Source organism: Streptomyces monashensis (genome assembly GCF_001866665.1).
Lineage (GTDB): Bacteria > Actinomycetota > Actinomycetes > Streptomycetales > Streptomycetaceae > Streptomyces > Streptomyces monashensis.
In genome coordinates this window covers 199,334-224,003 of record NZ_MLYO01000041.1, presented here as the reverse complement: position 1 = coordinate 224,003, position 24,670 = coordinate 199,334, and the positions used below count along the sequence as shown (strand labels likewise).

The window sequence follows — 24,670 nt, the reverse complement described above, 5'->3', positions numbered from 1 at the left end:
TCCGCGAGGAGCTCCCGTGCACAGCAACCGCAAGGCCATGCCCCGCGCCCGCACGGCGCGGTCCGTCGCCATCGCCCTGCTGGCCGCCGCGGCCGGCCTCGCCGGCTGCCAGCGTGGCTCGTCGAACGGCCCCGCGGTCGCCACCACGGGCCCGCCCGGCTGCCCCGCGGCCCAGGCCAGGGCCCAGACCGCCGTCGCCCGAGCGGAGAAGACCGACGGAGCCCGGAACGGACCGGCCGGCGGCCCATCGGCGGTCTCCGGCAGGTCGATCGTCTACGTCGCGCAGACCATGACGAACCCCGGAGTCGCGGGCGTCGCGAACGGCGTGCGGGACGCCGTGCGCGTCATCGGCTGGAACGTCCGGGTCATCGACGGGGGCGGCAGCCCCGCCGGCATCCAGGCGGCCATGAGCGAGGCCGTGGCGCTGAAGCCCTCGGGGATCGTCATCGGCGGTTTCGATCCCGGCTCGACCTCGCAGCAGGTCGGTCAGGCCAACGCGGCCGGCATCCCGCTCGTCGGCTGGCACGCGCTCGCCTCCCCCGGCCCCAGCAAGCGGCCCGAGCTCTTCACCAACGTCACCACCCGGGTCGAGGACGTCGCCGGCATCAGCGCCCAGTGGGTCATCGCGCGCTCCGACGGCCGGGCCGGAGTCGTGCTCATCACCGATGCCTCCATCCCGTTCGCGAAGACGAAGTCGGACCTGATCCGGCAGGAGCTCGCCACCTGTTCCGGCGTGCGGCTGCTGGCGTACGAGAACATCCCGATCCCGGACGCGAGCAGCCGTACCCCGCGCGAGGTCTCCACCCTCCTCTCCCGCTACCAGAACAGGTGGACACACTCGATCGCCATCAACGACCTGTACTTCGCCGACGCCGCCCCCGCCTTCCGCGCGGCCGGCAGGCAGGGCGCCGGCCCACCGTTCAACATCGGTGCGGGCGACGGCGACCCGTCCGCCTTCCAGCGCATCAACAGCGGCCAGTACCAGGCCGCCACCGTTCCCGAGCCGCTGGCGCAGCAGGGCTGGCAGATCGTCGACGAGTTCAACCGTGCCTTCGCCCACCGCCCTGCCAGCGGCTACGTCGCCCCCGTCCACGTCGCGACGGCCGCCAACAGCACCGGGGCCACGACGTGGGACCCGCCGGGCTACCGGGAGACGTACCGGAGGATCTGGGGCAGATGAGTCCCACGCGTCGGCTCACCCGTCGCGAGGCACCCTCCGCTGTGCCTCGTCGAACGCGGCCAGAGGGTCGCCGCCGGCCTCCCAGGGCCACGGGGTGACGATGCCGCCGATCGCTTCGAAGGCCGCGCGGGCTTCGTGGCGCCGGTCGGCGGCCAGCAGCGCGTAGGCAAGGACGTTGAGGTCGGCACGTGCCCGCGCGTGACGGAGGAATCCCGGCTGCACCCAGGTGTGGGCCACGCGTTCGAGGGCCTGGGCAGCCGTCGCGTGGGACCAGTGGTTGCGCGCCACCAGCGCTTCGAAGCCGCCCCGGTCGAGGACGGAGTGGTACTGGAAGACCTGGGCGGTGAGTTCCGTCCCCGCGCAGGGCGCGTTCGCGGGCATGCGGGCGCGCAGGGCGTCCACGAACTCCAGGACCTGCATGCGCGACCCGGCTTCCTCCGGGGTGAGATAGCGCAGCATGGTGAGGTAGGCCTCACGGTTCCAGCGGTCGCGCGCGAGTATCTCGTTCCACACGCCGAACACCCGCTGCTGCTCCCAGCGTTCCAGGCGTGCGGCCGTCAGGGCGACCACCCACGGGGTGGGGTCCTGTGGGGTGAGCTCGGCGGCCCGAAGACAGCTGTCGATCACGTCGGCCGCGTCGTCCAGCCTCCCCTGCGAGCGGGCTCGGGCCACCTCACTCCATGCGTAGAGCACGAGTGCGTTCGCGTTGCGCGGCTCGCGCGTGGCCCAGGAGCGCGGCAGCCGCGATCCCGCCAGGAACTCGGCCAGGACGCCCATGCGGTGCGCCCGACGGTCCCAGTCGCCCGGCGCCTGCTCCAGCAGACGGGACATCTGCGCCACGCACATGTCGGTCATGGCGATCGCGCTCGTCCTCGCGGTCGCCAGCAGGTTCTTCATCAGCCTGCCCAGGTCCTCGTCGTCGAGTTCCGGAGCAAGGCGGGATCGTCTGCGACGACTTGAAAGAAAAGCCATGTCGGGAGGCTAAGGCGGACCACGCGTCACACAAGGCCTGGGCCGAGATCGTTATGGATTACTTGTCTCGAATGAGGTCACTCGCTCATGATTCCGTCCGGGTACTGCGCAGGTGTGCCGGTACCGCCCACCACTGGTCCGGGCGGTCCACGACCGGGGCGTCGGGGTCGGTCTCGCCGTACCGGGCGAGGCGCAGCAGGTAGGCCGCGATGCATGCCGCGCCCTGCATCCACGTGGTCCGGGGCGGCAGCAGCGGCGGGTCCTCGCGGTGTTCCAGAAAGCGCCAACGGGCGCCCGCGCCGTCCCTGAGGACCCGGTCGACCAGCGCATCGCCCATGCGGTGCGCGGCCCGCGGCAGGGTCTGCCTCCTCTCCGGCGCCCGGCAGTCCTGGGCGGCGTCCAGCAGGACGTCTCCGACGCCTGCCGTTCCGCAGCAGCGGCCGTCGTTGTCCCAGAAACCGGGACGGCGGCGTTCCGGCAGACCCGAGGTGAGGATCGAGGTCGGACAGCGCTGCCGCAGTTCGTCGACGTGGTGGCCCGCCACCTCGGTGACCCCCGCGTGCGCCAGCGCGGTGAACAGGTGCGAAGCACCCGCCGGGCCGTGGCACCACGTGTACGTCACATGTTCCACCTCCCGGCGCGACGGCGGGATCGTGTGCGGGACGACGAAGCCCGCGTCCTTCAACGACCCCACCGAGAGGACGTGCCGGGCGCCTTCCACCGCGGCCTCGGCGAAGTCCTCGCGGTCCAGGGCGGCGCCCGCGACCGCCAGTGCGGCCGCGACCCCGGGAGTTCCGTGCGAGTAGTTCGGCGCCCTCGACGGTCCCCCCGGCGTCATGGCCCCGTCGAGGCCCGCTTCCGTACGGTCCGCCGCCCGCAGCAGGGCCTCGCTTCCCGTCGTCGCGATCACCTCGGTGAACTCGCTCTTCGCCCAGACCGCCGTCATCACCACGCCCGCGGTCCCCATGATGACGTCGGTCAGGGGCGCGTCGGAGCCCGGCTCGAAATCGAGCGTGGTCTTCCATCCGTCGCCGGTGGCCAGGACGGCGAGCCGCCGCCGCGCCACGGTTTCCTCGCCCGGGGCGAGCAGTCTGAGCGCCGTCGCGTCGCCTGCGAGGCCGTCGTACAGCGAGGGCTCCGTCCGCCGCCCGGCCTGTGCCGACAGCCTGGTCACGATGCCGGTCGCCAGTGCCGCTTCCGTCGCGCCCAGTTCCCGGTACTGCGCGATCTCGGCCAGCACCGGGGCCAGGCCGGCGATTCCCGCGTACAGCGAGTCGCGGTCCTGTGCCGGTGACGGGGCTTCCGGAGCGCCCTCCACCACCGTCTCCACGAGCCACGGGCCCTCGTCCTCGCGCACGTGGTCCAGCACCCACGACCACGCGGCCTCGGCCACGTCCCGATATCCGTCGCTCCTCATCCGGCCACGCACGTGGACGCCGTCGATGCGCAGCCCCTCGCCGATCGCGGGATCGGGGGACGGGCGTCGTCCACCGGAACGCCGAACCGCTGCGCAGGGGACCGTGGTCGAGGCGTTGCACGGTGCGACGGCGAGCTGGTCAAGGGGTTTCGTGATAGCTTCTAACGGAACCTTGAATGTGTAGCCGACGGTGTGGGAACGGGGTGGCAGGGCATGGGCGACACCGGTGCGCAGACACCCCGGGAGCGGTATCGCGCTCAAGTGCAGGCGGAGATCAAGGAACGCGCCTGGGAGCAGATCGCCACGGCGGGCGTGCCCGCGCTCTCCCTCAACGCGGTCGCCAAGCAGATGGGCATGAGCGGGCCCGCGCTCTACCGCTACTTCGCCGGCCGCGACGAGCTGATCACCGAACTCGTCCGGGACGCCTACCGGAGCCTCGCCGACACCTTCCGCGCGGCCTCCGACACCGGCGCCGACCTGGCCGGGCTGGCGCACGCCCTGCGCGACTGGGCCCTGGCCGACCCTCAGCGGTACTTCCTCATCTACGGCACTCCGGTGCCCGGTTACCACGCCCCCGAGGACACGGCGGGCCTCGCCGACCAGATCATGACGACCCTCCTCGACGCCTGCACGGCGCTCGCCGAGGACCGGCCCGCGACAGCGTTCAGCACCCACCTGGAGGGCGACCGGCACTGGGCCGAGGGCCATCCTGCCCCGCCCACGGCCCTCCACCGGGCCCTCACCTTCTGGACCCGGCTGCACGGCGTGCTGTCCCTGGAACTCGCCGGCCACTTCACCGGAATGGGCTTCGACCCGGCTCTCCTGTTCGCGGCCGAACTGGACGACCTGCTGTCACCCCGCGCCTGACGCCGTATCCGCGACCGACCGCGACACGCCGACCGTCACGGGCGTTCTCCCGCGAGCCGAGCCGAGGGCCGACGTGCGGGTGCGGCGCACAGGGGCTTGCCGCGCGCCCCCGAGTCTGGTTGGGTTCCAGCGCCACAGGCACGTGGGGCGTGCCGGGCGGGCGGGGAGTGGAGCAGGCAACGTGCACACGACGGAACGGCAGGACAGCTCGTGGTCCTTGCCCGACGGACTCGCAGAGGCGATCCGGGGCACGGCCGGCGAGATCGCCACGCTGGTACGGAGCGCGGGCGACACGGGGCTCGCCGTGCCCGGGTCACAGTGGACCGTCGGCGAGGCCGCCGCCCACCTGGCCATGGCCAACGAGCTGATGGCCGACCTCGCGGCCGGACGGGAGCGCCCCTACGGCGACGGAACGCCCGAGAGCCTCGCCAGGGCCAACGCGGAGTCCCTCGCCGTCTTCACGGAGCGCCGGGCGGAGCCTCTCGCGACGATGATCACGGGGCAGGCCGAGGCGTTCCTGGACGCGCTGTCGCACCACGCGGCCGACGGCCCGGCACCAGCCACTCCCCTGGGCCTGATGAACCGGTCCGTCCTCGCGTCGTACCTGCTCACGCACATGCTCGGCCACGGATACGACCTGGCTCGCGCCCTGAGGCGTCCGCACATGGTCGACCGGGCACGGGTGGGCCTGTGCATGCCGTTCATGCTCTCGGCCATGCCACGTGTCGCGAACCCCGGGGCCACGGCCGGACTCACGGCCCGTTACCGGATCCGGCTGCGCGGCGGCGAGACGTTCGGCGTCTCCCTGGCCGACGGCGCCGTGCAGGTGACCCCGCTGACACCGGGGACACCACTTTGGCGCGCGCACTGCACCATCCTGCTCGAACCCGTCGCCTTCCTGCTCATCGCGCTGGGCCGGCTCAATCCCTGGCGTGCCATCGCCCGGGGGCAGATCCTCACCTGGGGCCCGCGACCTTGGCTGGCCACCCGCTTCCCGACCCTGTTCACCGCGCCCTGAGCCATCCCCGGGACGAGTGCGCGCGGCACACCGGACCCGCCGGACGGGAGCGGCCGACGTCGTCGGGAAAGGCGGGGCCCGGCGGCCCGCCTCCACCCGCACACCTCAGCCGTCCGCCGTCACCGCGTCCCTGATGAGACGTCGGGCGGCCGCGTCCGTACGGGCGACGTCATGGGTCACCAAACGGTCCTGGCACAACCCCCGCAGGCCGGAGACGAGCAGGGTAGCCCCCGCCCGCGCCTGCTGGGGCGAACGCCCCAGCCGCGCATACGCGTCGGCGATGGGGCCGACCATGACCTCGACGCTGTCGGCGGCGAGGCCGCCGTACTGCTCCGGATCGGTGGCGGCCAGGCTGAGCAGTTGCAGCAGCATGCGGATCGACCGGGACTGCTCACCGACGGTCATCGCTTCCCACAGGCCAAGAGCAGCCGTGCGCAGAGCGGCGGCGTCGCGGACGTCGTCGAACATCGCATGCGCGTCGGGACGGGCGGCCGCCAACGCCTGGGCCAACAGGTTCTCGCGGCTGCCGAAGTAGTACAGAAGCATGCGCTTGGTGGTGCCGATCGACTCGGCGAGCGGACTCAGCGACATCTGCGCGAGGCCATGGTGCTGCAGGTAATGCACCACCTGCTGCAGCAGTTCGGTGCGCTTTTCGGCGTTGACGGGTCGGGCCACGACTTTGACCGTACCGATCGGTACATGTATTGTCCAGCCGAAATAAACGTTCCGATCGGTACATTAATCGGGTGGTTCTGTGAGACACCGGATCGAGCGTCAGCGGGGCATGTCCTCGGCCAGGACTCTGGCGGAAGCCCTGACGATCCCGACACTGCTCTTCCTCGGCCTGCTGTTCTGCTTCCCCACGGCCTTCCACGAGCCTCGGCCGCATCACGCGAAGGTGGTGATCGCCGGCCCCGCACTGGAACGCGGGGTCGACGCCTCCCTGCGACAGCGACACCCCGGTTGGTTCGACGTCACCGCCGCGGCAGACGCCCGAGAGGCCCGCCGGGCGGTGCTGGACCGTACGGCGGTGGCCGGCTACGCGGTCCAGGGCAAGGACGCGGTGCTGTACGTGGCCAAGGCCGACGGCGCTGCACTCGAGCAGGCGCTCACCAAGGGGTTCGCCACGGTTGCGGCGCGCCATCACCAGAAGCTCACGACCACGGACGTGGCGCCCACCATGAGCAAGGACGAGAACGGCACGACCCCGGTGTACTTCGGAGTCGCGTGGAACGTCCCCGGCTACATACTCGCGACGACCCTGCTGAGAGCCGTGACGTTCAACCGCCGCAAGAAGATGCTCACGATCGTGGCGGCCTCCGCCCTCTTCAGCGTGGTGGGCTTCCTCATCGGCACCGGGCTGGCCTACTTCCCCGACGAGCCCTCGGCCCTGGGCATCGCGTTCCTGCTCAGCACTGCGGTGGCCACGTTCTCCCTCGGCATGGCGCCTTTCACCAAGCAGTTCTTCCCCCTCGCGGGCCTTGGTCTGTACATCGTGCTGAGCGTCCCCTCCAGCGGCGTCGCCCCCGTCCCGCTCCTGCCGACGTTCTTCCAGTACCTGCACGCCGTCATGCCCCTGGGCAACGCGGTCGACGCCCTGCGAGGGGTCCTGTACTTCAACGACGTGGGAGTGCTCAAGCCGGTTCTCGTCCTGTGCGCGTGGATCACGGCAGGCATGACCCTGCTGGGCCTCGACGCATGGCGGCACCACCGCGCGTCCGTACGACCGGGCACGGAAGACGGCCAGGAGGACGGACAGGACGTTCCGGAGCCGCCGGTGGAGGACCCGTCCGTCGAGGCGCCCTCACCCACGGCGCTTCCGGTCCGTCCTCACCGTTTCGGCGAGCAGTCGCCCATGCTCGAAGGCACCGTCCGCGACGACGGGCGGCAGCCCCTGCGCCACGCCGCGGTGACCATCATCGACGCCGGCGGGCGACAGCTGGTGCGGACCTCGACGAACGCGCAGGGCAGGTACGCCGTGACCGGCCTGCCCGAGGGATACATCAGCATCGTGGCCTCCTCCCCCGGGCGAGACCCGGTGGTTCGCCAGACACTGTTGCAGTGGGGTGCGGCCGTCCGGAGCGACTTCACGATGCACGTCCGGCGCGGTGACAGACGCTAGCTCTCCGTCACTGCGAGCGCGGCCGGCATCGTCGACGCGGAGCTGCACGAGGAGACCGCGGCCGGGGCCTTGCGGGCGCCGCCGACACCGCGCTGCCTTCGGCCTCGATTCCGGCGAAGTGAGCGACCTGCTACAGGAGTTCACAACTGGCCGGAGACGAGCGGAGGCACTGCCCGGTCCTCCGCCGCGGCACCGCTGCTGCCGCGCTGTGCTAAGGTTCCGGAGTTGCAGTTGTGGTACCCATGAACCTATGTGCGCCTGACAGGAATGTTTCTCCTTCAGGCGCATTATTTGTTTTCCGGCATCTCCGGATGGGGCCTCTGCCTACAGAAGGAGAAGATCATGGCTCAGGGAACCGTGAAGTGGTTCAACGCCGAAAAGGGTTTCGGCTTCATCCAGCAGGACGGCGGCGGCCCCGACGTCTTCGCGCACTACTCGAACATCGCGACCCAGGGCTTCCGTGAGCTCCAGGAGGGCCAGCGGGTCTCCTTCGACGTCACGCAGGGCCAGAAGGGCCCGCAGGCGGAGAACATCATCCCCGCCTGATCGCCGGACGCGTATCCGCTCACCGGGGTCCATACCGTCATGGTGCGGACCCCGGTTTGTGCTGTTTCCAGGAAGGCAGACCAACCGCATGTCCCGCAGGCCCCAGAAGCCGAACCGGCGCGCCTCGTCACCCTCACCGGCCGCGTCCGCGCCGAGGGAATTCCGGCTGCCGGAAAGCACCACACCCGCACTTCCCGCAGTCGAGGACTTCGCCGCTCTGGACATGCCCGCAGGGCTGCTGAAGACCCTCACCGCCCAGGGCGTGACCGTCCCGTTCCCCATCCAGGCCGCCACACTGCCGAACTCGCTCGCCGGCCGTGACCTGCTGGGGCGTGGACGCACCGGCTCCGGCAAGACCCTCGCGTTCGGACTGGCGCTCCTGGCCCGCACAGCGGGACTGCGGGCGGAGTCCAAGGCGCCCCTCGCCCTCGTGCTGGTGCCCACCCGTGAACTCGCCCAGCAGGTGACGGACGCGCTCACCCCCTACGCCACGGCGGTGAACCTGCGACTGGCCACGGTGGTCGGCGGGCTGTCCATCACCAAGCAGGCCGGTACGCTCCGGCGCGGCGCCGAGGTCCTCGTGGCGACCCCCGGCAGGCTCAACGACCTCGTGGAACGCGGGGACTGCGTCCTCGACGAGGTGCGCATCACGGTGCTGGACGAAGCCGACCAGATGACCGACATGGGCTTCCTGCCGCAGATCACCAGGCTGATGCAGCGCGTACGGCCCGACGGACAGCGCCTGCTCTTCTCGGCTACGCTCGACCGCAACATCGACCGTCTGGTGCGGCAGTTCCTGACCGACCCGGTGGTCCAGTCCGTGGACCCCTCCGCGGGCGCGGTGACCACCATGGAGCACCATGTGCTCCACGTGCAGGACGAGACCGACAAGAAGGCCGTCACCACGCGCATCGCGGCCCGTGACGGCCGGGTCATCCTCTTCCTCGACACCAAGAGGTCCGCCGACCGGCTCGCCAAGCGGCTCCTGGCCGTCGGCGTCCGTGCGGCCGCACTGCACGGGGGCCGCTCCCAGCCGCAGCGTAACCGCACTCTGGAACAGTTCAAGAACGGCCAGGTCACCGCCCTGGTGGCGACCAACGTCGCGGCCCGGGGCATACATGTCGACGACCTCGACCTCGTCGTGAACGTCGACCCGCCCACCGACCACAAGGACTACCTGCACCGCGGGGGTCGCACGGCCCGCGCCGGCGGCTCCGGCAGCGTGGTCACCCTGGTCCTGCCGACCCAGAAGCAGGACGTCACCCGGCTCATGTCGGACGCGGGCATCCGCCCCAGGACTGCCCGCATCACCTCCAGCGACGCGGTACTGGCCACCATCACCGGCGCCCGCGAGCCCTCCGGCGTGGCCGTCACCATCGAGGTCCCCCAGCCGGCGACACCGACGGCGTCCGGCCAGGACCGGAAGAACGGCACCGGTGCCACGCCCGGCAGTCGATCCGGTCGCCGACGCCGTAACGGCGTCGGGGCCAAGGCCGCGACGGGGACCGCCAACAGCACGGGGAGCCAGGGCTCCGGCCGTCGGACCGCGGCCGGCACGAAGGCCTCCGAGGGCACTTCCGCGACCGACCGGCGCGGTTCGGCCCGCCGGTCGGGGTCCAGTGGGTCCGCAGGCGGTGGCGCCGGCGCGGGCGGCCGCGGTGGCGCCGGCGCGGGCGGCCGCGGTTCCGCCCGCCAGGCAGCGGGCGACGCCGCGACCGGCGCGGCCTCCGGCAAGGCTGGACGCGGATCCGGTCGGCGGACGGCACCCGGCGCGGCCGCGGGTGGCGCCGCCGGGACCAGAGGCCGCAGCGCCGACCGCCGAGGCAGCCGTCGCCCCTCCGCCACATGAGCGTGCTCGGGCGGTGTCGGAGGAGTGCGTCCGACAGCGGCTGGTCGGTGCCGGGAGTCCTCGGTCCGTGAGGCAGGCGCCGCGGGGTCCGGAGTGGCCGGTACCCACTCCGGACCCCGCGACGCCGGCATCATCCAAACCCCCCTGGGCAATGGTGTCGTGCGTCGGTCCGGTGATCGCGGACCCGACGGCGCTCACCGTGGAAGCACCCAGTCGGGCACCCAGGTCCCGGCGGCATCGTGCCGGGCTGGCGTGGCGGCCAGGTGGGCGCGCAGCGTGGTCAGCGCCGGGTGGGGATTGTCGCGGTGCCAGAGGAGCGAGTGCGGGTAGACGGGGGTGGGGCCGGTCACCGGGATGCGGCGCAGGCCATGGCCGGCGGGCCAGACGAGGCGGGTCTGCTCGCTCATGAAGGTGGCCAGGGCCGGGGTGTCGGCGACGGTGTCGAGGAGCGCGTCGGAACCGAAGTTGGGGCCGGTCGCCTCGATGGTGAGGCCGAACTCGGCGACGAGGTCGTCGTAGTAGGCGGCCCACTCGGTGCCCGGGACGATGCCGGGCATCCAGATGCGGTGTCCGGCGAGCTGGGCGAGCGTCACCGACCGGGCGCCCGCCAGCGCGTGGGCGGGGCCGGTGAGGAGCTGGAGGGGTTCGTCGAGCACCCGGACGGACTCGATGTCCTCGGGAAGAGGCCGGCCTGGCATGGCGACGGCGCGGAAGGACGCGTCGATCGCACCGGACCGGACGGCGGCCACGGCCGTCTCGACGCCGTCCAACAGCATCACCACGTCGAGGTCGATCTCGGGGTGCGCACGGTGGAACCCGCGCATCAGGCCTGTCGCCGCGCCGCGCGAGTTGATCACGTCGACGCGCAGCGGACGGCGGCCGGTGCGCACGGAGGCGGTCGCGCGCTCGGCGACACGCAGCAACTCGCGCGCGTGGGGCAGGAACGCCTGCCCGTCGATGGTGAGCTCGGCGCCGCGCGCGGTGCGGGTGAACAGCCGCACACCGAGGGTGCGTTCCAGCGTGGCGATGCGCTTGGAGACGGCCTGCTGGGTGACCGCCAGCTCGGCGGCGGCCTCCTGGAACTGCCCCGCGTCGGCGGCGGCGACGAAGGTCCGAACGGTGTCGAGGTCCATGGCGACAGCCTATGGGTACAACCCACGGTTGTGCCCGAGAGCCCTGCGGTTGTTTGATCCCAGGCCAAGGCGCTCGCTTTGATGATTCCGATCGCGGATCGGTTGTGCGGGTGAGCGGTGAGGAGCATCGGGTATGAGGAGCGGGGACCGGCTGGGGCATCTGCTCGGACGTCGGCTGGGGCGACCGTTCGGATGGCTCTGGGGAGCGTACGCGACCAGCGCGCTGGGCACGTGGCTCGCCTTCGGCGCGTTCCCGCTGATCGCCATCCGGGTCCTGCATGCCGGACCGGCCGAGGTCGCCGCGCTCTCCTCCGTGGGCGCCGCGGTGGGCGCGGCCGTGGCGGTGCCGCTCGGCCCGTGGGTGGAGTTCCGCCGTAAGCGGCCGGTGCTGATCGCCATGGACCTGGTGCGCTTCGCGGCACTGCTGACGATCCCCGCCGCGTACGCGCTCGGCGTGCTCACCTTCCTTCAGCTCCTGCTGGTCTCGGTCGTCGTCGCGGCGGCCGACATCACCTTCCGGGCCGCCTCCGGTGCGTACCTGAAGACGCTGCTGCCGGCCGAGGACCTGCTCGTCGCCAACGCCCGGTTCGAGTCCACCGCCTGGTCGACCACGATCATCGGACCGCCGCTGGGCGGCGTGGCGGTCGGGCTCCTGGGTCCGGTGGCGACGGTGGTGGCCGACGCGGTCAGCTACCTGCTCTCGGCCCTGGGCATCCGCGCGACGGGCGAGCACGAGCCGCGGCCCGAGCGCCGGGAGGCCTCGCGCATGCGGGCCGTGGACCTGCTCGACGGCTGGCGGTACATCCTCGCCGACGCGACCCTGCGCCCGCTGTTCTTCAACACCGCCCTGTTCAACGGCCTGGTGATGGCCACCCAGCCGCTGTTGTCCGTCCTGATGCTCGGCCGGCTCGGGTTCACACCGTGGCAGTACGGCCTCGCCTTCGCCGCCCCCTCGATCGGCGGGCTGCTCGGTTCCCGGCTGGCCCGCCCGCTCGTCACCCGGTTCGGACAGCACCGGGTCCTGGTCGTGGTCGGAGCGCTACGCGTGCCCTGGTCCGTCGGCCTGGCCTTCGTGGGGCCGGGCACCGGCGGGCTGCTGCTGGTGATGGGCGTGGAACTCGGGCTCATCTTCTGCTGCGGGGTCTTCAACCCCGTCTACGCCACCTACCGCCTCGAGCGCACCAAGACCGACCGGGTCACGCGCACACTGTCCGCCTGGACGGTGACGACCAAGGCCTCGACCGCGCTCCTGACGGCTGTCTGGGGTGTGCTCGGCGGCCTGCTCGGCCCGCGTACGGCCATCGGCCTGGCCGGCGTGCTCCTGCTGGCGACGCCGCTGCTGCTCCCCCGCCGCGCGGCAGCGGCTCTCCCCGAACCGGCGCCGGGACCGGTCACCCCGTAGGAGTGCTCTGCCGGCCACGTGCCGAGATGTGTACTCCTCCCCCCGATGGGAAGATCAGGTGCGTGAGCGGTATTCCCCTGCGAACGCCCATAGCAGCCGACGGCCGACTGGGCGTGGCTGCCGATCACCCCGGGCTGAGCGATCCGCACTACCTGCTGCGGCGCAGGACGATCGCCGCCGTCGCCCGCGGTCACCGGGTCGGTGATCCCTACCCGGCGGTCGACTACAGCGAGGGCGAGGAGCGGACCTGGCGGACCGTGCACCGGGCGCTGCTCGGCGCCCAGGACGAGCATGCCTGCCGCGCCGCGCTCGGCGCCCGGGACCAGGCCCCCATTCCTGCCGACCACATCCCGCAGCATGCCGAGGTCGGCTCCCAGCTGCGGCGGCTGACCGGCTTCGACTTCACCCTCGCGGGAGGAGTCGTCCCGAACAAGCGGTTCCTGGGCTCGATGGGGGCCGGCTACTTCCACGCCGTCCAGTTCGTGCGCCACCCGGCCGTCCCGCTGTTCACCCCCGAACCCGACATCATCCACGACGTCTTCGGGCACGGGATCCACCTCTCCTCCCCCGCCTTCGCCGACATCTACCGCCTGATCGGCCAGGCCGCCGAGCGCATCGAGCGCAAGGACGTGCTCCAGATGATCAGCGACGTGTACTGGTTCACGCTCGAGTACGGCGTCCTGCGGGAGAACGGAACGCCCAAGGCCTACGGCGCGGCCCTGCTCTCCTCCTACGGAGAGATCCGCCGGCTCCAGGCATCCCGCATCCGGCGGCTGGACATCGACGCCATGCTCGCCACCCCCTACGACGTCGGCGGTTACCAGCCCGTCCTCTTCGCCGCCCGCAGCCTCGACGAGGTCGCCGACACCCTCGCCGGCTTCCTGGACAAGCTCGACGACGACACCGCACCACGGCCCCGCACAGGCAGACCGTAGAGCGCCGTTCGACGGCTCGGCGCGTATCGACGCACGCCGGACGAACGGCCGTCAGGCCCACGCCGGTCCGTGGTCCGGCTCCCTGCGAGCCGCCTGGCAGAGCAGGCCGCGGACCCCGATGAACAGCGTCCACGCCAGGAGGGGAAACGCCGCTGCCCGCTCCATGCCTCCCATGCCGAGTCCGAGGTAGCGGTGGGAGAGAAAGAGCACGAAGGACGTGGACGCCGCTGCTCCCAGCAGGCCGGTCGCCCAGCGCAGCGGACCCGGCGCTCCGTCCGCCAGGCCAACTCCCGTCAGCACCAGGCCGATGTTGCCCATGGCCATGATGAGCAGGGCACCCAGGACATGCTGGTTCTCGTGGACGTCCGCAGGCGCCAGCCCGGCCAGCGCGAATCCCACTCCGGCGCAGGCCACCAGATACCGGGCCACCCTCGCCGTCGCGCCCGTGCCCCACAGGAACCCGGCGCAGACGACACCGACGACGAGGAGCGTCCCCAAAGCCACGAACGAGGCGTTCATCAGGCCGTGTTCGGGCGAGCAGACATAGCGTGGTTCGGGTGTCGACTGCATCGCGCAGTGCACGTTGCCCAAGTCGCTGATGTTGTTCCGCGCCCAACTGTACGGCCTGCTCCAGGCCGACTCGACGATCACGTGGGCCACGAGGAACTGCGCTACGCCCGCGACCCACGCGACGTATCCGATCCGAGCCTTCAACTCTCCACCTCTCTCGCACGGTTCACCTGCGAACAGCGGATCATGCACGGCTGCTCTCGGACACTCCGGCAGACCCCCGGACACGAGGTAGGGCGGACCCGCCGTCCAGCCACACCTCGGCCGCTCGCCGGACGGTACGGACGGAGGACGGCCGCCGGTTTCGTACCCTGGCGGTATGCGCATGCGCCCCACTCTGAGCTGGACCCCCACCCAGGAGCTGCCGCCGGGCACCACGGATCTGGAGCCGATCGCCGATGTGCTGCGCACCGGCGGTGTGCTGGTGCTCAGCGGAGCGGGCATCTCCACCGAATCGGGCATCCCCGACTACCGGGGCGAGGGCGGGAGCCTGAGCCGGCACACCCCGATGACCTACCAGGACTTCACCGCCAGCGCCCAGGCCCGGCGCCGGTACTGGGCGCGCAGCCACCTCGGCTGGCGCACCTTCGGCCGCGCCCGCCCCAACGCCGGGCACCGGGCCGTGGCCGCGTTCGGGCGGCACGGCCTGCTCTCGGGTGTGATCACCCAGAACGTCGACGGTCTGCACCAGGCCGCCGGCACCGACGACGTCGTGGAACTCCACGGGGGTCTGGACCGGGTCGTCTGTCTCTCCTGCGGCGCTCTCAGCCCGCGCCGCGAACTCGCCCGGCGGCTGGAGGAGGCCAACGCGGGCTTCGCGCCGGTGGCCGCCGGGATCAACCCGGACGGCGATGCCGACCTCACCGACGAGCAGGTCGGGGACTTCCGTGTCCTGCCCTGTACGGTGTGCGGCGGCGTCCTCAAGCCGGACGTGGTGTTCTTCGGCGAGGCCGTCCCGCCGCAACGGGTGGAGCACTGTCGTGGGCTGGTCCGTGCGGCGGCCTCCCTGCTGGTCCTGGGGTCCTCGCTGACGGTGATGTCCGGGCTCCGGTTCGTCCGCCAGGCGGCCCGGGCCGGAACTCCGGTCCTGATCGTCAACAGGGACCCGACCCGGGGCGACGGGCACGCCCTCACCCGGGTCGCGCTCCCTCTGGGCGACGCCCTCACCACCGTGGCCGGCCGGCTGGGCGTCCCGCTCGGCCGGGGCGGCCCACTATGATCTTCGGCCCGGCAAACGTCTGGATCTACGCCGTGACGTTCCGCATCGACAGTGTCGATCAGGATCCGCGTCTTCCGTACGTGGCGGTCGGCTGCACGACCGAGGCCGACGCCACGGCATCGGCGCGGCAGGCGTCGGACGCCTGGGAGGCAGGCCGGGGTTACGCGTTCTTCCCGCAGACGGGACTCGCAGGGGTGCGTGCCTGAAGCCCGCCCGCAACGCGCAGTGCGTCGGGCGCGGGGCCGGACCGACGTCGCAGCCACCCGGCACCGCTCCCGAGGGTGGTTTCCCGCGAGGGCACCGCATCGTGCGCGGCGCAGTGAACGGAGCCGGGCCGACCGCCGCACGGCGTTGTCCCGTCCCGCGCGGCCGGCCGGTCGGCGGGACGTGGTGCGAGGCGCGGGCGGGCGTTCAGTGACGTGTCGCGGCCCGGACGAGGCCCGCGACGGCTCGGGACCGGCTCTGGGGCGGCCACGCGATGACCGTCGTGACCATCGGCGCGTCCAGCACCGGCACGGCGGCGAGATCCTCGCTCAGCTGCGCTCGGCACGACTCCGGCGCGATCCAGCAGGCGCGGCCGAGCGCGATCAGCTGGAGCAGTTGCGCATGGTCGCGAGCCCGCGGCCCCGGACCCTCGGGGTACGCACCGTCGGGGCCCGGCCAGCGCGGCAACGGCAGGTCGGGCAGCTCGGTGACCTCGGCCATCCGCACCTGGGTCCGGCCGGTGAGGGGATGCCCGGCCGGCAGCACCACGACCTGTCCCTCCGCGCGGAGTTCCTCGGTGTCGAAACCGGATGCCGAGTCGAACGGCAGGTGCAGCAGGGCCACGTCGGCCCGGCCGTCGCGCAGCAGTCGTTCCTGCTCGCCGATCCCGCACAGCAGCAGGTCCACGGTGACCGCATCGGGTTCGGCGGCGTAGGCGTCGAGCAGTTTCGCCACCAGCTCGCTGGAAGCGCCCGCCTTCGTGGCGAGGACCACGCCCGGCCGGCCGGTCGCGGCGAGGGCGGCACGGCGGGTACGACGCTCGGCGGCCTCGACCGCGTCCAGCGCCGCCCGGGCCTCCTGCAGGAGCACCGACCCGGCCTCCGTCAGGGTGACCGTGCGGCTGGTGCGTTCCAGCAGCGACGCCCCGAGACGCCGTTCGAGCTGATGGATCGCCCGCGACAGCGGAGGCTGCGCGATGCCGAGCCGCTGCGCGGCCCTCCCGAAGTGCAGCTCCTCGGCGACGGCGACGAAGTACCGCAGCTCCCGTGTCTCCACACCGCGATGCTACCCGGCCCCCGACCGGGATCGATACCCGCCAGGTATCGCTGCCCACCCATTCGGTGTTGGCCCGGTACCGCACGGCCCGGGGAGGATCGGCCGTATGAACGAACAGACGATCGCGCTGGTGACCGGCGCGAACAAGGGGATCGGTTACGAGATCGCGGCCGGTCTGGGCGCACTCGGCTGGAGCGTCGGCGTCGGCGCACGGGACGAGGAGCGGCGCGAGGCCGCCGTGGCGAAGCTGCTGGCGGCCGGCGTCGACGCGTTCGGCGTACCGCTCGACGTGACCGACGACGCGAGCGTGACGGCCGCCGCCGGGCTGGTCCAGGACCGCGCCGGCCGCCTCGACGTGCTGGTCAACAACGCCGGGATCACCGGCAGCGCGCCGCAGCTGCCCACCACGGTCGATCCCTCGACGGTGTGGGCAGCCGTGCAGACCAACGTGATCGGAGTCATCCGCGTCACCAACGCGATGCTGCCGTTGCTGCGCCGCTCGACGTCGCCGCGGATCGTGAACATGTCCAGCAGCGTCGGCTCCCTCACCCGCCAGACCACCCCCGGCGCCGAAACGGGTCCGATCGCCGTCGCCTACGCGCCGTCGAAGACCTTCCTCAACGCCGTCACGGTTCAGTACGCCAAGGAGTTGCACGACACGAACATCCTGATCAACGCCGCCTGCCCCGGCTTCTGCGCGACCGACCTCAACGGCTTCCGCGGCGTGCGCACCCCGGAACAGGGCGCGGCGGTCGCGCTCCGGCTCGCGGCCCTGCCCGACGACGGTCCGACCGGCCGTTTCTTCGACGACGCGGGGGAAGTGCCCTGGTGACCGGGCTCCGGCAGCGTCGCAGGGCACCGCACCCTGGAGCCGTGGCGCCGCGCCTGCCCGGCCTCGCCCTCTGACGAGGGGGGCACGCGGGAGCACCGCTTCAGCCCGTCGGGCCGGGCGGGTGCCTGTCCCGGCGTGCCGTCGCCCTGCGGGCGGGGCGGCCTCGTCCATGGCCGTCCCCCCGAACTCGGCGACGGCCCCGACCGCACGAGACGGTCACGGAGACCGGCGCAAGGGGCCCGGCTTCTGTGACCACCTCGACGGCACGACGTACGCGGCCGCGGCCGCGGCACACACCGCGGCGCGAGAAGCCGCCGTCCAAGTCCGGCACCGGGGCCGCTCGTTGACCGGTCCGCTGTTCGGGAAGCACACCGGCCTTGTTAGGTTCTGGTGATGTTCTCGTTGTGTGAACCCCCCTTCTTCACCCGCCTGCGCGAGGCGCGCCGGATCCTCGTGGCCGGTGCGGGCGGGGGTTTCGACGTCTACGCCGGACTGCCCCTGGCCCTCGCACTGCGTTCGGCCGGCGCGGAGGTCCACCTGGCCAGCCTGTCCTTCTCCGACCTGTACGGTCTGGATCTCGACTCCTGGGTCGCGCAGGATGTCGCCGCTGTCCGCCCGGACACCCCGTTGCGCGGCGACTACTTCCCCGAGCGCTCCCTCGCCCGCTGGCTGCGCTCGCGGGAACTGCCCGACACCGTCTACGCCTTTCCCCTCACGGGTGTCCAGCCGTTGCGTGCCGCCTACCGGGCCCTGCTGGAACACCTCGGCGGCGTGGACGCGGTCGTGCTGGTGGACGGCGGCACCGACATCCTGATGCAGGGGGACGAACACGGTCTCGGCACACCGGAGGAGGACATGGCCGGCCTCGCGGCAGTCGCCGGGCTGGACGAGGTCCCGCACCGGCTCGTGGCGTGCGTGGGCTTCGGGGTGGACGCCTACCACGGCGTCAACCATTCCCTCGTGCTCGAGAACCTGGCCCGCCTGGACCGCGCGGGCGGCTACCTGGGCGCGTTCTCACTGCCCCGCGAAAGCCCCGAAGGTGCCGCCTATCTCGACGCGGTCGCCCACGCCCAGGACTGCCATGCCAGTCGTCCGAGCATCGTGCACGGATCCGTCGCCGCCGCCGTGCGGGGGGAGTTCGGCGACGTACGGTTCACCGAGCGCACCCGCGGCTGCGAACTGTTCGTCAACCCGCTCATGGGGCTGTACTTCTGTGTCGACCTGCCCGCCCTGGCGCGCGCGAACCTCTACCTCGACCGCCTGGAACACACGGTCCTGATGCGCCAGATCAGCACCGCCATCTCCGACTTCCGCGAGGAGCTGCCCCGGCAGCGACCCCCACGCGCCTTCCCGCACTGACGTCAAGAGGGGCGCGCCGAACCGACCGCGGAATCAGACCGTTGCCCGGGGCTGTTCCGGGCTGAGGTGGTACACGGCCGTCTGCTGGGCGTGCGGGGCGAGGAGGCCCTGGAGTTCGTCGGCCGCGACCTTGAGGAGGTCGCCGTCCCGGTCTGCGTGGAGGGTCTCCAGGACGAAGGCGACGCGGGTGGAGTCCTCGGTGACGCGGGTGCGGTGGGCGTCGCGGTGGTTCCAGTGCCGGGTCAGGACGATCTCGCTGTCCGCGTAGATGATTTCGCCCGGCTTCGGGGTCTCGACGGTGTCGGGCTCGCCGAGCGGGGTGAAGGACTCGGTGCCGTCGGCGTGGCGGATGTCGATGTCGCCGGCGACGTGGTCGAGGTCGAAGGCACCGGAGGGCAGGCCGTGGCGCACGGAGACGGAGTTGTAGGAGTCGACGGCCGGGTTGATGCGCGGCAGGCCGCCCTTCTTCGCCATGCGGCGGCCGAGCGCGTCGACGCTGGGCCGGATGCGGCGCGGGTTGGTGCCGAAGGAGCGGTAGGCGGTGTGCCAGGCCTCGATGCGGGGGTCGGTCTCGTCGGCCGGGGCCCAACTGCCGTCGGCCAGCCGCTGTTCCAGCTCCTCCAGGGCGGTGACGGTGTGCGGCCACGGCTCGCGCCCGCGCAGGCCCGTGGCGGTGACCACGGCGATGAGGGTGTCGGGAAAGGCTTCGGCGACGGCGGGAGCGATACGGATGTCGGTCATGGGCGGGTCTCCGATTCGTGCGTGTGATGAGAGGGCGGGGTCAGGACTTCCGGGACCTTATACGGTCCAGGCGGTGCAGTAGGTCCGCCTTTCGGCTTCGTCGAGACTGGGACCGGGACTGAGACCGGTGTTCCGGAGCGGGATGACCGTTCCGGTCGGCTTCCGTGCGGACGGGGACGGCTTCGAGAGCGGACGTATGGAAGGTCAGGCGAGCGCCAGCAGACTGACCGCGGCGACCGCGGTGCCCAGGCCGACCAGTTGGCCGCGGTGGATGCGTTCGGCGAGGACGCCGCGGGCGAGCAGGACCGTGCCGGCCGGATAGAGGGCGGTGATCACGGCGACGACGGTGAGGTCGCCGCCGCGGGCGGCGAGCAGGAAGAGCAGGTTCGCCACGGAGTCCAGCACACCCGCTGCGGCCGACATGCCGTACGCGGGCCGCTCCTCGCCGAGCCTGCGGCGCAGCGAAGCGGCGGTGGCCAGGGTGACGGCCGAGGAGACCGCCCGGCCCATGATCAGCGGGGCGACCCCGCTGTCGGCGGGTGCCTGGTGCAGGCAGATCAGCTGGAGGGCGATGGCCGCGCCCGCGCCGAAGGCCAGCAGCAGCGCCGTGCGCGAGGGGCGTGCCGCGCCCGCGCCGTGTCCGGCGCTGACCAGCACCACGGCGACCAGCGCGAGCGGCAGGCCCACCAGTCCGGCGCTGCCCAGCCGGTCACCCTGGAGCAGGCCGACGCCGACGGGCAGCGCGGCGGACACGAGCGCGGTGACGGGCGAGAGCACGTTCATCGGGCCGATCGCCAGGGTGCGGTAGAGCAGGACGAACGCGACCGCCGAGGCGACTCCGGACGCCGCACCCCAGCCGAGGGCCGCGCCGCTGAACGTTACGCCGAGCACCGGCCACAGCAGCGACTCCACCGCGAGGCTGGCCGGCGCCGCGACCATCACGGTGCGCAGCACATGGGCCTTTCGGGCCCCCAGGCCGCCGAGGAAGTCGGCGCATCCGTAGGCGAGAGAGCTGCCCAGGGCCAGCAGCAGAGCGATCACGGCACATCCCTTACTATCAATGGAACGGCTACACGGTACAACAAACCGACCGTCCGGCGTCAATCAAACGACCGTTCAGTGCATCACTCCGACCAGAGAGGATGGTGATCAGATGACCGAGACAGGTGCCGCCCTGCGGACGGTCGCGCACAACGTCCGGACGGCCCGGGTCCGCGCGGGCCTGTCCCTGGAGGAGCTCGGCCGGCGCGCCCAGGTCAGCAAGGGCGCCCTGGTCGCGCTGGAGAAGGCACAGGGCAACCCCAACCTGGCCACCCTGGTCCGGCTCGCCGACACCCTCGGCATCTCCGTGTCCGCCCTCATGCAGGGGCCGCACGAGGGCAGGGTCCGGATCGCGTCCGTCGACGACGTGGCCCCGCTGTGGACCGGCGAGCTGGGCAGCGAGGCCCGGCTCATGCTGACGACCTCGGGCCCGGCCCCGGTCGAGGTGTGGCGCTGGCGGCTGGAGCCGGGCGAGGAGTACCCGAGCCATCCCCACCAGGCCGGGGTCGTGGAGACGATCAGTGTCACCGCAGGCGTGATGACCCTGGTCGTCGACGGCACCGAGCACACCCTGGAGGCCGGCCGGACCGCCACGTTCGACGGCGACACCGCGCACACCTACCGCGGCGCGGGCACCGAGACCTGCCATCTGGTCATGACGGTCCACCTGCCACCGGCCCCATGACGTCCGCGCAGGGGGCGCGGCGGGTCTGCACGCATCACGCAACGCTACGTTGCGATTGCATATAGTGAGAACAGGTGGGTCTCAGCCAGCCCTGTGGTCCTCCTCCACGCAGGCGTCACCGCCCACGCTGCCCCGCAGGGATCGCGCGGCGCCTGACCCCCGTCCCGGGCCGACCCCGGCGGTCCGCAAGAAGGAGAGCCGAAGAGTGCTTCAGCCAAAGAGCGGGCCGCGCAGCCCGGCGGTTGGTGCGGCGGTTGTCTGCGGCGCCCTGTTGCTGGCGGCGTGCGGCTCCACCGGCGGCTCCCGGCCCGCCAGTACGCCGTCCGCGGCGCCTTCGCCCGCCACCACGGGGATCGCCTGCGGCAAGGCGGCCGCTGTGCCGGCGTCCGGTTCGACGGCGCAGGAGTTCGCGATGAAGTTCTGGATCGGGAACTACACGCGGGCATGTCCCGGCACCCGGATCACCTACGAGGGCAACGGCTCCGGTGCCGGTCAGACCGACTTCCTGAAGGGCAGAACCGCCTTCGCGGGTTCCGACTCCCCGCTGAGCGCCGCCCAGGTCGACCAGTCGAAGAGCGCGTGCTCCGACGGCGGTCAGGCAGTGCACCTGCCGATGGTCGGCGGCCCGATCGCGATCGGCTTCAATCTTCCGGGGGTCAGCAGACTGGTCCTGGACGCGCCCACGCTGGCCAGGGTCTTCGACTCGCAGATCACGAAGTGGAACGATCCGGCGATCGCGAAGCTCAACCGCGGCACCACACTGCCGTCGACACCGATCCGGGCATCACACCGTTCCGATTCGTCCGGTACGACGGACAACTTCACCTCCTACCTCAGCGCCGCCGCGCCGGGTGCCTGGCCGCACGGGCACGACAAGGTGTGGATGGCCAAGGGCGGCCAGTCCGCGAAGGGTTCCTCGGGCCTCGCCGAACAGGTGAAGAAGACCGCGGGGAGTATCGGCTACGTCGAGCTGTCGTACGCCCTGGCCCGTGGCATTCCCACAGTCTCCATCGCCACCGGAGGCTCGGCTCCGGTCGACGCCAGCGTCCTCACGGCGTCCAAGGCCATCGCCGGCTCCACCGTGGCCGGCTCCGGCGACGACCTCGTGCTGAAGCTCGACTACGCGACCAAGGCCCCCGGCGCCTACCCGATCGACATGGTCACGTACGAGATCGTCTGCGACAAGGGCAACAAGGCGGCGACGTGGTCCGCCACCAAGGCGTTCCTGACATACATTTCCGGCAGGAGGGGCCAGGAGGACCTGAGCTTCCAGGGCTACGCGACGCTCCCTGCCGCCATCATCGAAAAGGTACGCAGCAGGATCAGCACCCTGTCCTAGCCCGTCGGCCCTCAGGGCTCGATCGCCTTCAGGCGTTCTCGTTCACGGGCGTCGCGCACACGCAGAAGAAGGACGTTGACCAGCTCGTCCTTGGCCTGGTCACGCACCTGCTCGTCCGCCTCCCAGGGGCGGGGCAGTGCGGGAGCCCGGAGAAGGCGCGTTTCCCGGGCGTCGTCGTACATGTCCGTGACCGCGGCACGCGCGGACACGGGATCGCTCTCGGCGGCCGCCGCACGGGCCCGTTCCCACGTGGAGCGCAGTCGGGCGCGGACCTCAGGATCGTCGCCGGTGTCGGCGTCCGGACAGCCGGACCACACGTCGAACGCTTGCTCAACTCGGCATCCAGCATGACCTGGTACGCGTCCGGCGCTCCGCCGCCCCTCCCGTCGACCCCACCCCGGCACGGCACGGGCGGCCGCGGACACCAGGGGACGAACGCCGACCGGACCGCGTGTGGGGGGTGTGCACAGGGGATCCGTGCCGACGCGCGGCGAGGGGCTCGAGCAGGCGGCTCGGGTGAGGGACCGGGTCCCGTGGCCGGAGCGGTCCGGTGCCCCGGTCCCTCTGGTCGGTGCCGCCGCCTCACGGCTCAGGCGGAGGCTGCCGTCTGCTGGTCCGGGGCGGGTCGAGCGGTGGTACCGTCCGGCTCGATGGCCGCCAGGTCGCTGCCGCGGGTCTCGCGGGAGGCGACGACGGCGATCACGGTGATGAGGGCGGCCAGGCCGACGTACACCGAGATCGGGGTGGAGGTGCCGTAGGAGCCGAGCAGGGCGGTGGCGATCAGCGGGGCCGGGGCGCCGGCCGCCACGGAGGAGAGCTGGGCGCCGATGGACGCGCCGGTGTACCGCATCCGGGTGGCGAACAGCTCGGAGAAGAACGCCGCCTGTGGGGCGTACATGGCGCTGTGGAACACCAGGCCGACCGTGACGGCGAGCACGAGCGCGGGGAAGGAGCGGGTGTCCAGCAGACCGAAGAAGGCCCAGGACCACAGGCCCACGCCGACGGCACCCACCAGGTACACGGGCCTGCGGCCGACCCGGTCGGAGAGTGCGCCGAACAGCGGGATCAGGCAGAACTGCACGGCCGAGCCGATCAGGACGGCGTTCAGGGACGTCTGTTTGCCGATCTTGAGGTGCTCGACGCAGTAGGTGAGGACGAAGGCGGTGATCACGTAGTAGGAGATGTTCTCGGCCATCCGGGCGCCCATCGCGACCAGGATGTCGCGCCAGTGGTTGCGTACGACCGCGACGAACGGCGGCTGCTCGGCGCCCTGTTCGGCCTTGCGCCGCTCGGCCTTGGCCAGTGCTTCTTCGAACAGCGGGGACTCGTCGACGGAGAGCCGGATCCACAGGCCGATCATGACGAGCAGGGCCGAGAGCAGGAACGGCACGCGCCAGCCCCAGGAGGTGAACGCGTCGTCGCTCAGCACGCTGGTCATCAGGGAGAGGACCCCGACGGCGAGCAGGTTGCCGGCCGGTGCGCCGCCCTGCGGCCAGGAGGCCCAGAACCCGCGCCGCCGGGGGTCGCCGTGTTCGGACACGAGCAGTACGGCGCCGCCCCACTCGCCGCCGAGGGCGAAGCCCTGGATCAGCCGGAGGGTGGTGAGCAGAAGGGGTGCCGCGACGCCGATGGTGTCGTAGCCGGGGACGCAGCCGATCAGAGCGGTGGAGCCGCCCATCATCAGCAGGCTGACCACCAGCAGCTTCTTCCGCCCGAGTCGGTCGCCGAAGTGCCCGAAGACCACGGCGCCGACCGGGCGCGCCGCGAAACCGATGGCGTAGGTCAGGAAGGAGAGCAGTGTGCCGGTGAGCGGATCCGAATCGGGGAAGAACACCCGGCCGAAGACCAGGGCTGCGGCCGAGCCGTAGAGGAAGTAGTCGTACCACTCGATGGTGGTGCCGATCAGGCTGGCGGCGACGATCTTGCGGAGACCGCCCGGCCTTCCGGAGGCGCCTGGTTCGTTCACGGCGGTGTGAGCGCTGGGCATGGTTGTTTCACCGTTTCGGAGTGGGACAGGGAGCGGATCGGCCGGGCCGGGGAGTTCGGTCGTTGGGATGACGGCCTGTCAGTGGGGGCTCCCGGTGCGGTCCATGGCGGAACACGGTAGGGACGAGTCCGTAGGCAAGACACGTGGGTCGGCGCCATATTTTCTCCCCAAGAGATAGGTGCTGAAGCCATGTGGC

At 71.9% G+C, this 24,670-nt stretch carries 24 protein-coding genes; 14 read left to right on the top strand and 10 right to left on the bottom strand.

The window, feature by feature from the left end; genetic code table 11:
- The first annotated feature begins 16 nt into the window (after positions 1–16).
- Positions 17–1,180, top strand: coding sequence for a substrate-binding domain-containing protein (locus BIV23_RS25575; RefSeq protein ID WP_425443525.1), 1,164 nt, complete (start codon positions 17–19; stop codon positions 1,178–1,180).
- Between the two features lie 15 nt (positions 1,181–1,195).
- On the opposite strand, the gene BIV23_RS25570 is transcribed toward BIV23_RS25575, so the two are convergent.
- The gene (locus BIV23_RS25570; RefSeq protein WP_071383288.1) at positions 1,196–2,152 is read right to left on the bottom strand and encodes a hypothetical protein; all 957 of its coding nucleotides are present in this window, start codon (positions 2,150–2,152) and stop codon (positions 1,196–1,198) included.
- An 85-nt stretch (positions 2,153–2,237) separates the two neighbouring features.
- The gene (locus BIV23_RS25565) at positions 2,238–3,545 is read right to left on the bottom strand and encodes a lanthionine synthetase LanC family protein (protein WP_079173354.1); all 1,308 of its coding nucleotides are present in this window, start codon (positions 3,543–3,545) and stop codon (positions 2,238–2,240) included.
- A 237-nt stretch (positions 3,546–3,782) separates the two neighbouring features.
- Between BIV23_RS25565 and BIV23_RS25560 the strand changes: the two genes are divergently transcribed.
- Together BIV23_RS25560 and BIV23_RS25555 are read left to right on the top strand one after the other, a co-directional pair.
- Positions 3,783–4,436 carry a TetR/AcrR family transcriptional regulator gene (locus tag BIV23_RS25560; protein ID WP_071383286.1) on the top strand — a complete coding sequence of 218 codons (654 nt, stop codon included), beginning with the start codon at positions 3,783–3,785 and terminating at the stop codon, positions 4,434–4,436.
- 181 nt (positions 4,437–4,617) lie between these two features.
- Complete coding sequence (locus tag BIV23_RS25555; protein ID WP_071383285.1) at positions 4,618–5,454, top strand: maleylpyruvate isomerase family mycothiol-dependent enzyme; 837 nt, start codon at positions 4,618–4,620, stop codon at positions 5,452–5,454.
- 105 nt (positions 5,455–5,559) lie between these two features.
- On the opposite strand, the gene BIV23_RS25550 is transcribed toward BIV23_RS25555, so the two are convergent.
- Positions 5,560–6,129, bottom strand: a complete 570-nt coding sequence (locus tag BIV23_RS25550; protein ID WP_071383284.1) for a TetR family transcriptional regulator — start codon at positions 6,127–6,129, stop codon at positions 5,560–5,562.
- Positions 6,130–6,208: 79 nt separating this feature from the next.
- Here BIV23_RS25550 and BIV23_RS25545 point away from each other — a divergent pair, with 79 nt between their 5' ends.
- The 3 genes from BIV23_RS25545 to BIV23_RS25535 all read left to right on the top strand — a co-directional run bounded on the left by BIV23_RS25545 (position 6,209) and on the right by BIV23_RS25535 (position 9,971).
- Entirely contained in the window at positions 6,209–7,576 is a 1,368-nt protein-coding gene (locus tag BIV23_RS25545; protein WP_245790634.1) for a carboxypeptidase regulatory-like domain-containing protein, read from the top strand.
- Between the two features lie 342 nt (positions 7,577–7,918).
- A complete protein-coding gene (locus BIV23_RS25540; RefSeq protein ID WP_071365560.1) occupies positions 7,919–8,122 on the top strand; it encodes a cold-shock protein in 204 nt (67 codons plus the stop codon).
- An 88-nt stretch (positions 8,123–8,210) separates the two neighbouring features.
- Positions 8,211–9,971: a DEAD/DEAH box helicase gene (locus BIV23_RS25535; RefSeq protein ID WP_071383282.1), complete on the top strand. Its 1,761-nt coding sequence runs from the start codon at positions 8,211–8,213 to the stop codon at positions 9,969–9,971.
- A 194-nt stretch (positions 9,972–10,165) separates the two neighbouring features.
- Here the strand turns inward: BIV23_RS25535 and BIV23_RS25530 are convergent, their stop codons facing one another.
- Positions 10,166–11,104, bottom strand: a complete 939-nt coding sequence (locus BIV23_RS25530) for a LysR family transcriptional regulator (protein WP_071383281.1) — start codon at positions 11,102–11,104, stop codon at positions 10,166–10,168.
- 133 nt (positions 11,105–11,237) lie between these two features.
- Here BIV23_RS25530 and BIV23_RS25525 point away from each other — a divergent pair, with 133 nt between their 5' ends.
- Both BIV23_RS25525 and BIV23_RS25520 read left to right on the top strand, forming a co-directional pair.
- Positions 11,238–12,506, top strand: coding sequence for an MFS transporter (locus BIV23_RS25525; RefSeq protein WP_071383280.1), 1,269 nt, complete (start codon positions 11,238–11,240; stop codon positions 12,504–12,506).
- A gap of 62 nt (positions 12,507–12,568) precedes the next feature.
- Positions 12,569–13,441: a phenylalanine 4-monooxygenase gene (locus BIV23_RS25520; RefSeq protein WP_245790633.1), complete on the top strand. Its 873-nt coding sequence runs from the start codon at positions 12,569–12,571 to the stop codon at positions 13,439–13,441.
- Between the two features lie 51 nt (positions 13,442–13,492).
- On the opposite strand, the gene BIV23_RS25515 is transcribed toward BIV23_RS25520, so the two are convergent.
- On the bottom strand, positions 13,493–14,155 hold the full coding sequence (locus tag BIV23_RS25515; protein ID WP_071383278.1) for a DUF998 domain-containing protein: 663 nt from the start codon (positions 14,153–14,155) through the stop codon (positions 13,493–13,495).
- Between the two features lie 175 nt (positions 14,156–14,330).
- Between BIV23_RS25515 and BIV23_RS25510 the strand changes: the two genes are divergently transcribed.
- Together BIV23_RS25510 and BIV23_RS25505 are read left to right on the top strand one after the other, a co-directional pair.
- Positions 14,331–15,230 carry an NAD-dependent protein deacetylase gene (locus tag BIV23_RS25510; protein ID WP_071383277.1) on the top strand — a complete coding sequence of 300 codons (900 nt, stop codon included), beginning with the start codon at positions 14,331–14,333 and terminating at the stop codon, positions 15,228–15,230.
- Complete coding sequence (locus tag BIV23_RS25505; protein ID WP_107471249.1) at positions 15,227–15,436, top strand: hypothetical protein; 210 nt, start codon at positions 15,227–15,229, stop codon at positions 15,434–15,436. Before BIV23_RS25510 ends, BIV23_RS25505 begins: the two co-directional genes overlap by 4 nt.
- A 205-nt stretch (positions 15,437–15,641) precedes the next feature.
- Here the strand turns inward: BIV23_RS25505 and BIV23_RS25500 are convergent, their stop codons facing one another.
- Entirely contained in the window at positions 15,642–16,490 is an 849-nt protein-coding gene (locus BIV23_RS25500; protein WP_071383276.1) for a LysR family transcriptional regulator, read from the bottom strand.
- 106 nt (positions 16,491–16,596) lie between these two features.
- On the opposite strand from BIV23_RS25500, the gene BIV23_RS25495 reads away from it, so the two are divergent.
- Positions 16,597–17,322 carry an SDR family NAD(P)-dependent oxidoreductase gene (locus BIV23_RS25495; RefSeq protein ID WP_071383275.1) on the top strand — a complete coding sequence of 242 codons (726 nt, stop codon included), beginning with the start codon at positions 16,597–16,599 and terminating at the stop codon, positions 17,320–17,322.
- A gap of 393 nt (positions 17,323–17,715) precedes the next feature.
- Complete coding sequence (locus tag BIV23_RS25490; protein WP_071383274.1) at positions 17,716–18,681, top strand: DUF1152 domain-containing protein; 966 nt, start codon at positions 17,716–17,718, stop codon at positions 18,679–18,681.
- Positions 18,682–18,714: 33 nt separating this feature from the next.
- Here the strand turns inward: BIV23_RS25490 and BIV23_RS25485 are convergent, their stop codons facing one another.
- Together BIV23_RS25485 and BIV23_RS25480 are read right to left on the bottom strand one after the other, a co-directional pair.
- On the bottom strand, positions 18,715–19,422 hold the full coding sequence (locus tag BIV23_RS25485) for a B3/B4 domain-containing protein (protein WP_071383273.1): 708 nt from the start codon (positions 19,420–19,422) through the stop codon (positions 18,715–18,717).
- A 204-nt stretch (positions 19,423–19,626) separates the two neighbouring features.
- On the bottom strand, positions 19,627–20,463 hold the full coding sequence (locus BIV23_RS25480; protein ID WP_071383272.1) for an EamA family transporter: 837 nt from the start codon (positions 20,461–20,463) through the stop codon (positions 19,627–19,629).
- A 112-nt stretch (positions 20,464–20,575) separates the two neighbouring features.
- On the opposite strand from BIV23_RS25480, the gene BIV23_RS25475 reads away from it, so the two are divergent.
- Together BIV23_RS25475 and pstS are read left to right on the top strand one after the other, a co-directional pair.
- Complete coding sequence (locus BIV23_RS25475; RefSeq protein WP_071383271.1) at positions 20,576–21,148, top strand: helix-turn-helix domain-containing protein; 573 nt, start codon at positions 20,576–20,578, stop codon at positions 21,146–21,148.
- A gap of 205 nt (positions 21,149–21,353) precedes the next feature.
- On the top strand, positions 21,354–22,487 hold the full coding sequence (gene pstS, locus BIV23_RS25470; protein ID WP_071383270.1) for a phosphate ABC transporter substrate-binding protein PstS: 1,134 nt from the start codon (positions 21,354–21,356) through the stop codon (positions 22,485–22,487).
- An 11-nt stretch (positions 22,488–22,498) separates the two neighbouring features.
- Here the strand turns inward: pstS and BIV23_RS25465 are convergent, their stop codons facing one another.
- A complete protein-coding gene (locus tag BIV23_RS25465) occupies positions 22,499–22,804 on the bottom strand; it encodes a hypothetical protein (RefSeq protein ID WP_071383269.1) in 306 nt (101 codons plus the stop codon).
- A gap of 272 nt (positions 22,805–23,076) precedes the next feature.
- Complete coding sequence (locus tag BIV23_RS25460) at positions 23,077–24,474, bottom strand: MFS transporter (RefSeq protein ID WP_079173352.1); 1,398 nt, start codon at positions 24,472–24,474, stop codon at positions 23,077–23,079.
- Between the last annotated feature and the right edge of the window lie 196 nt (positions 24,475–24,670).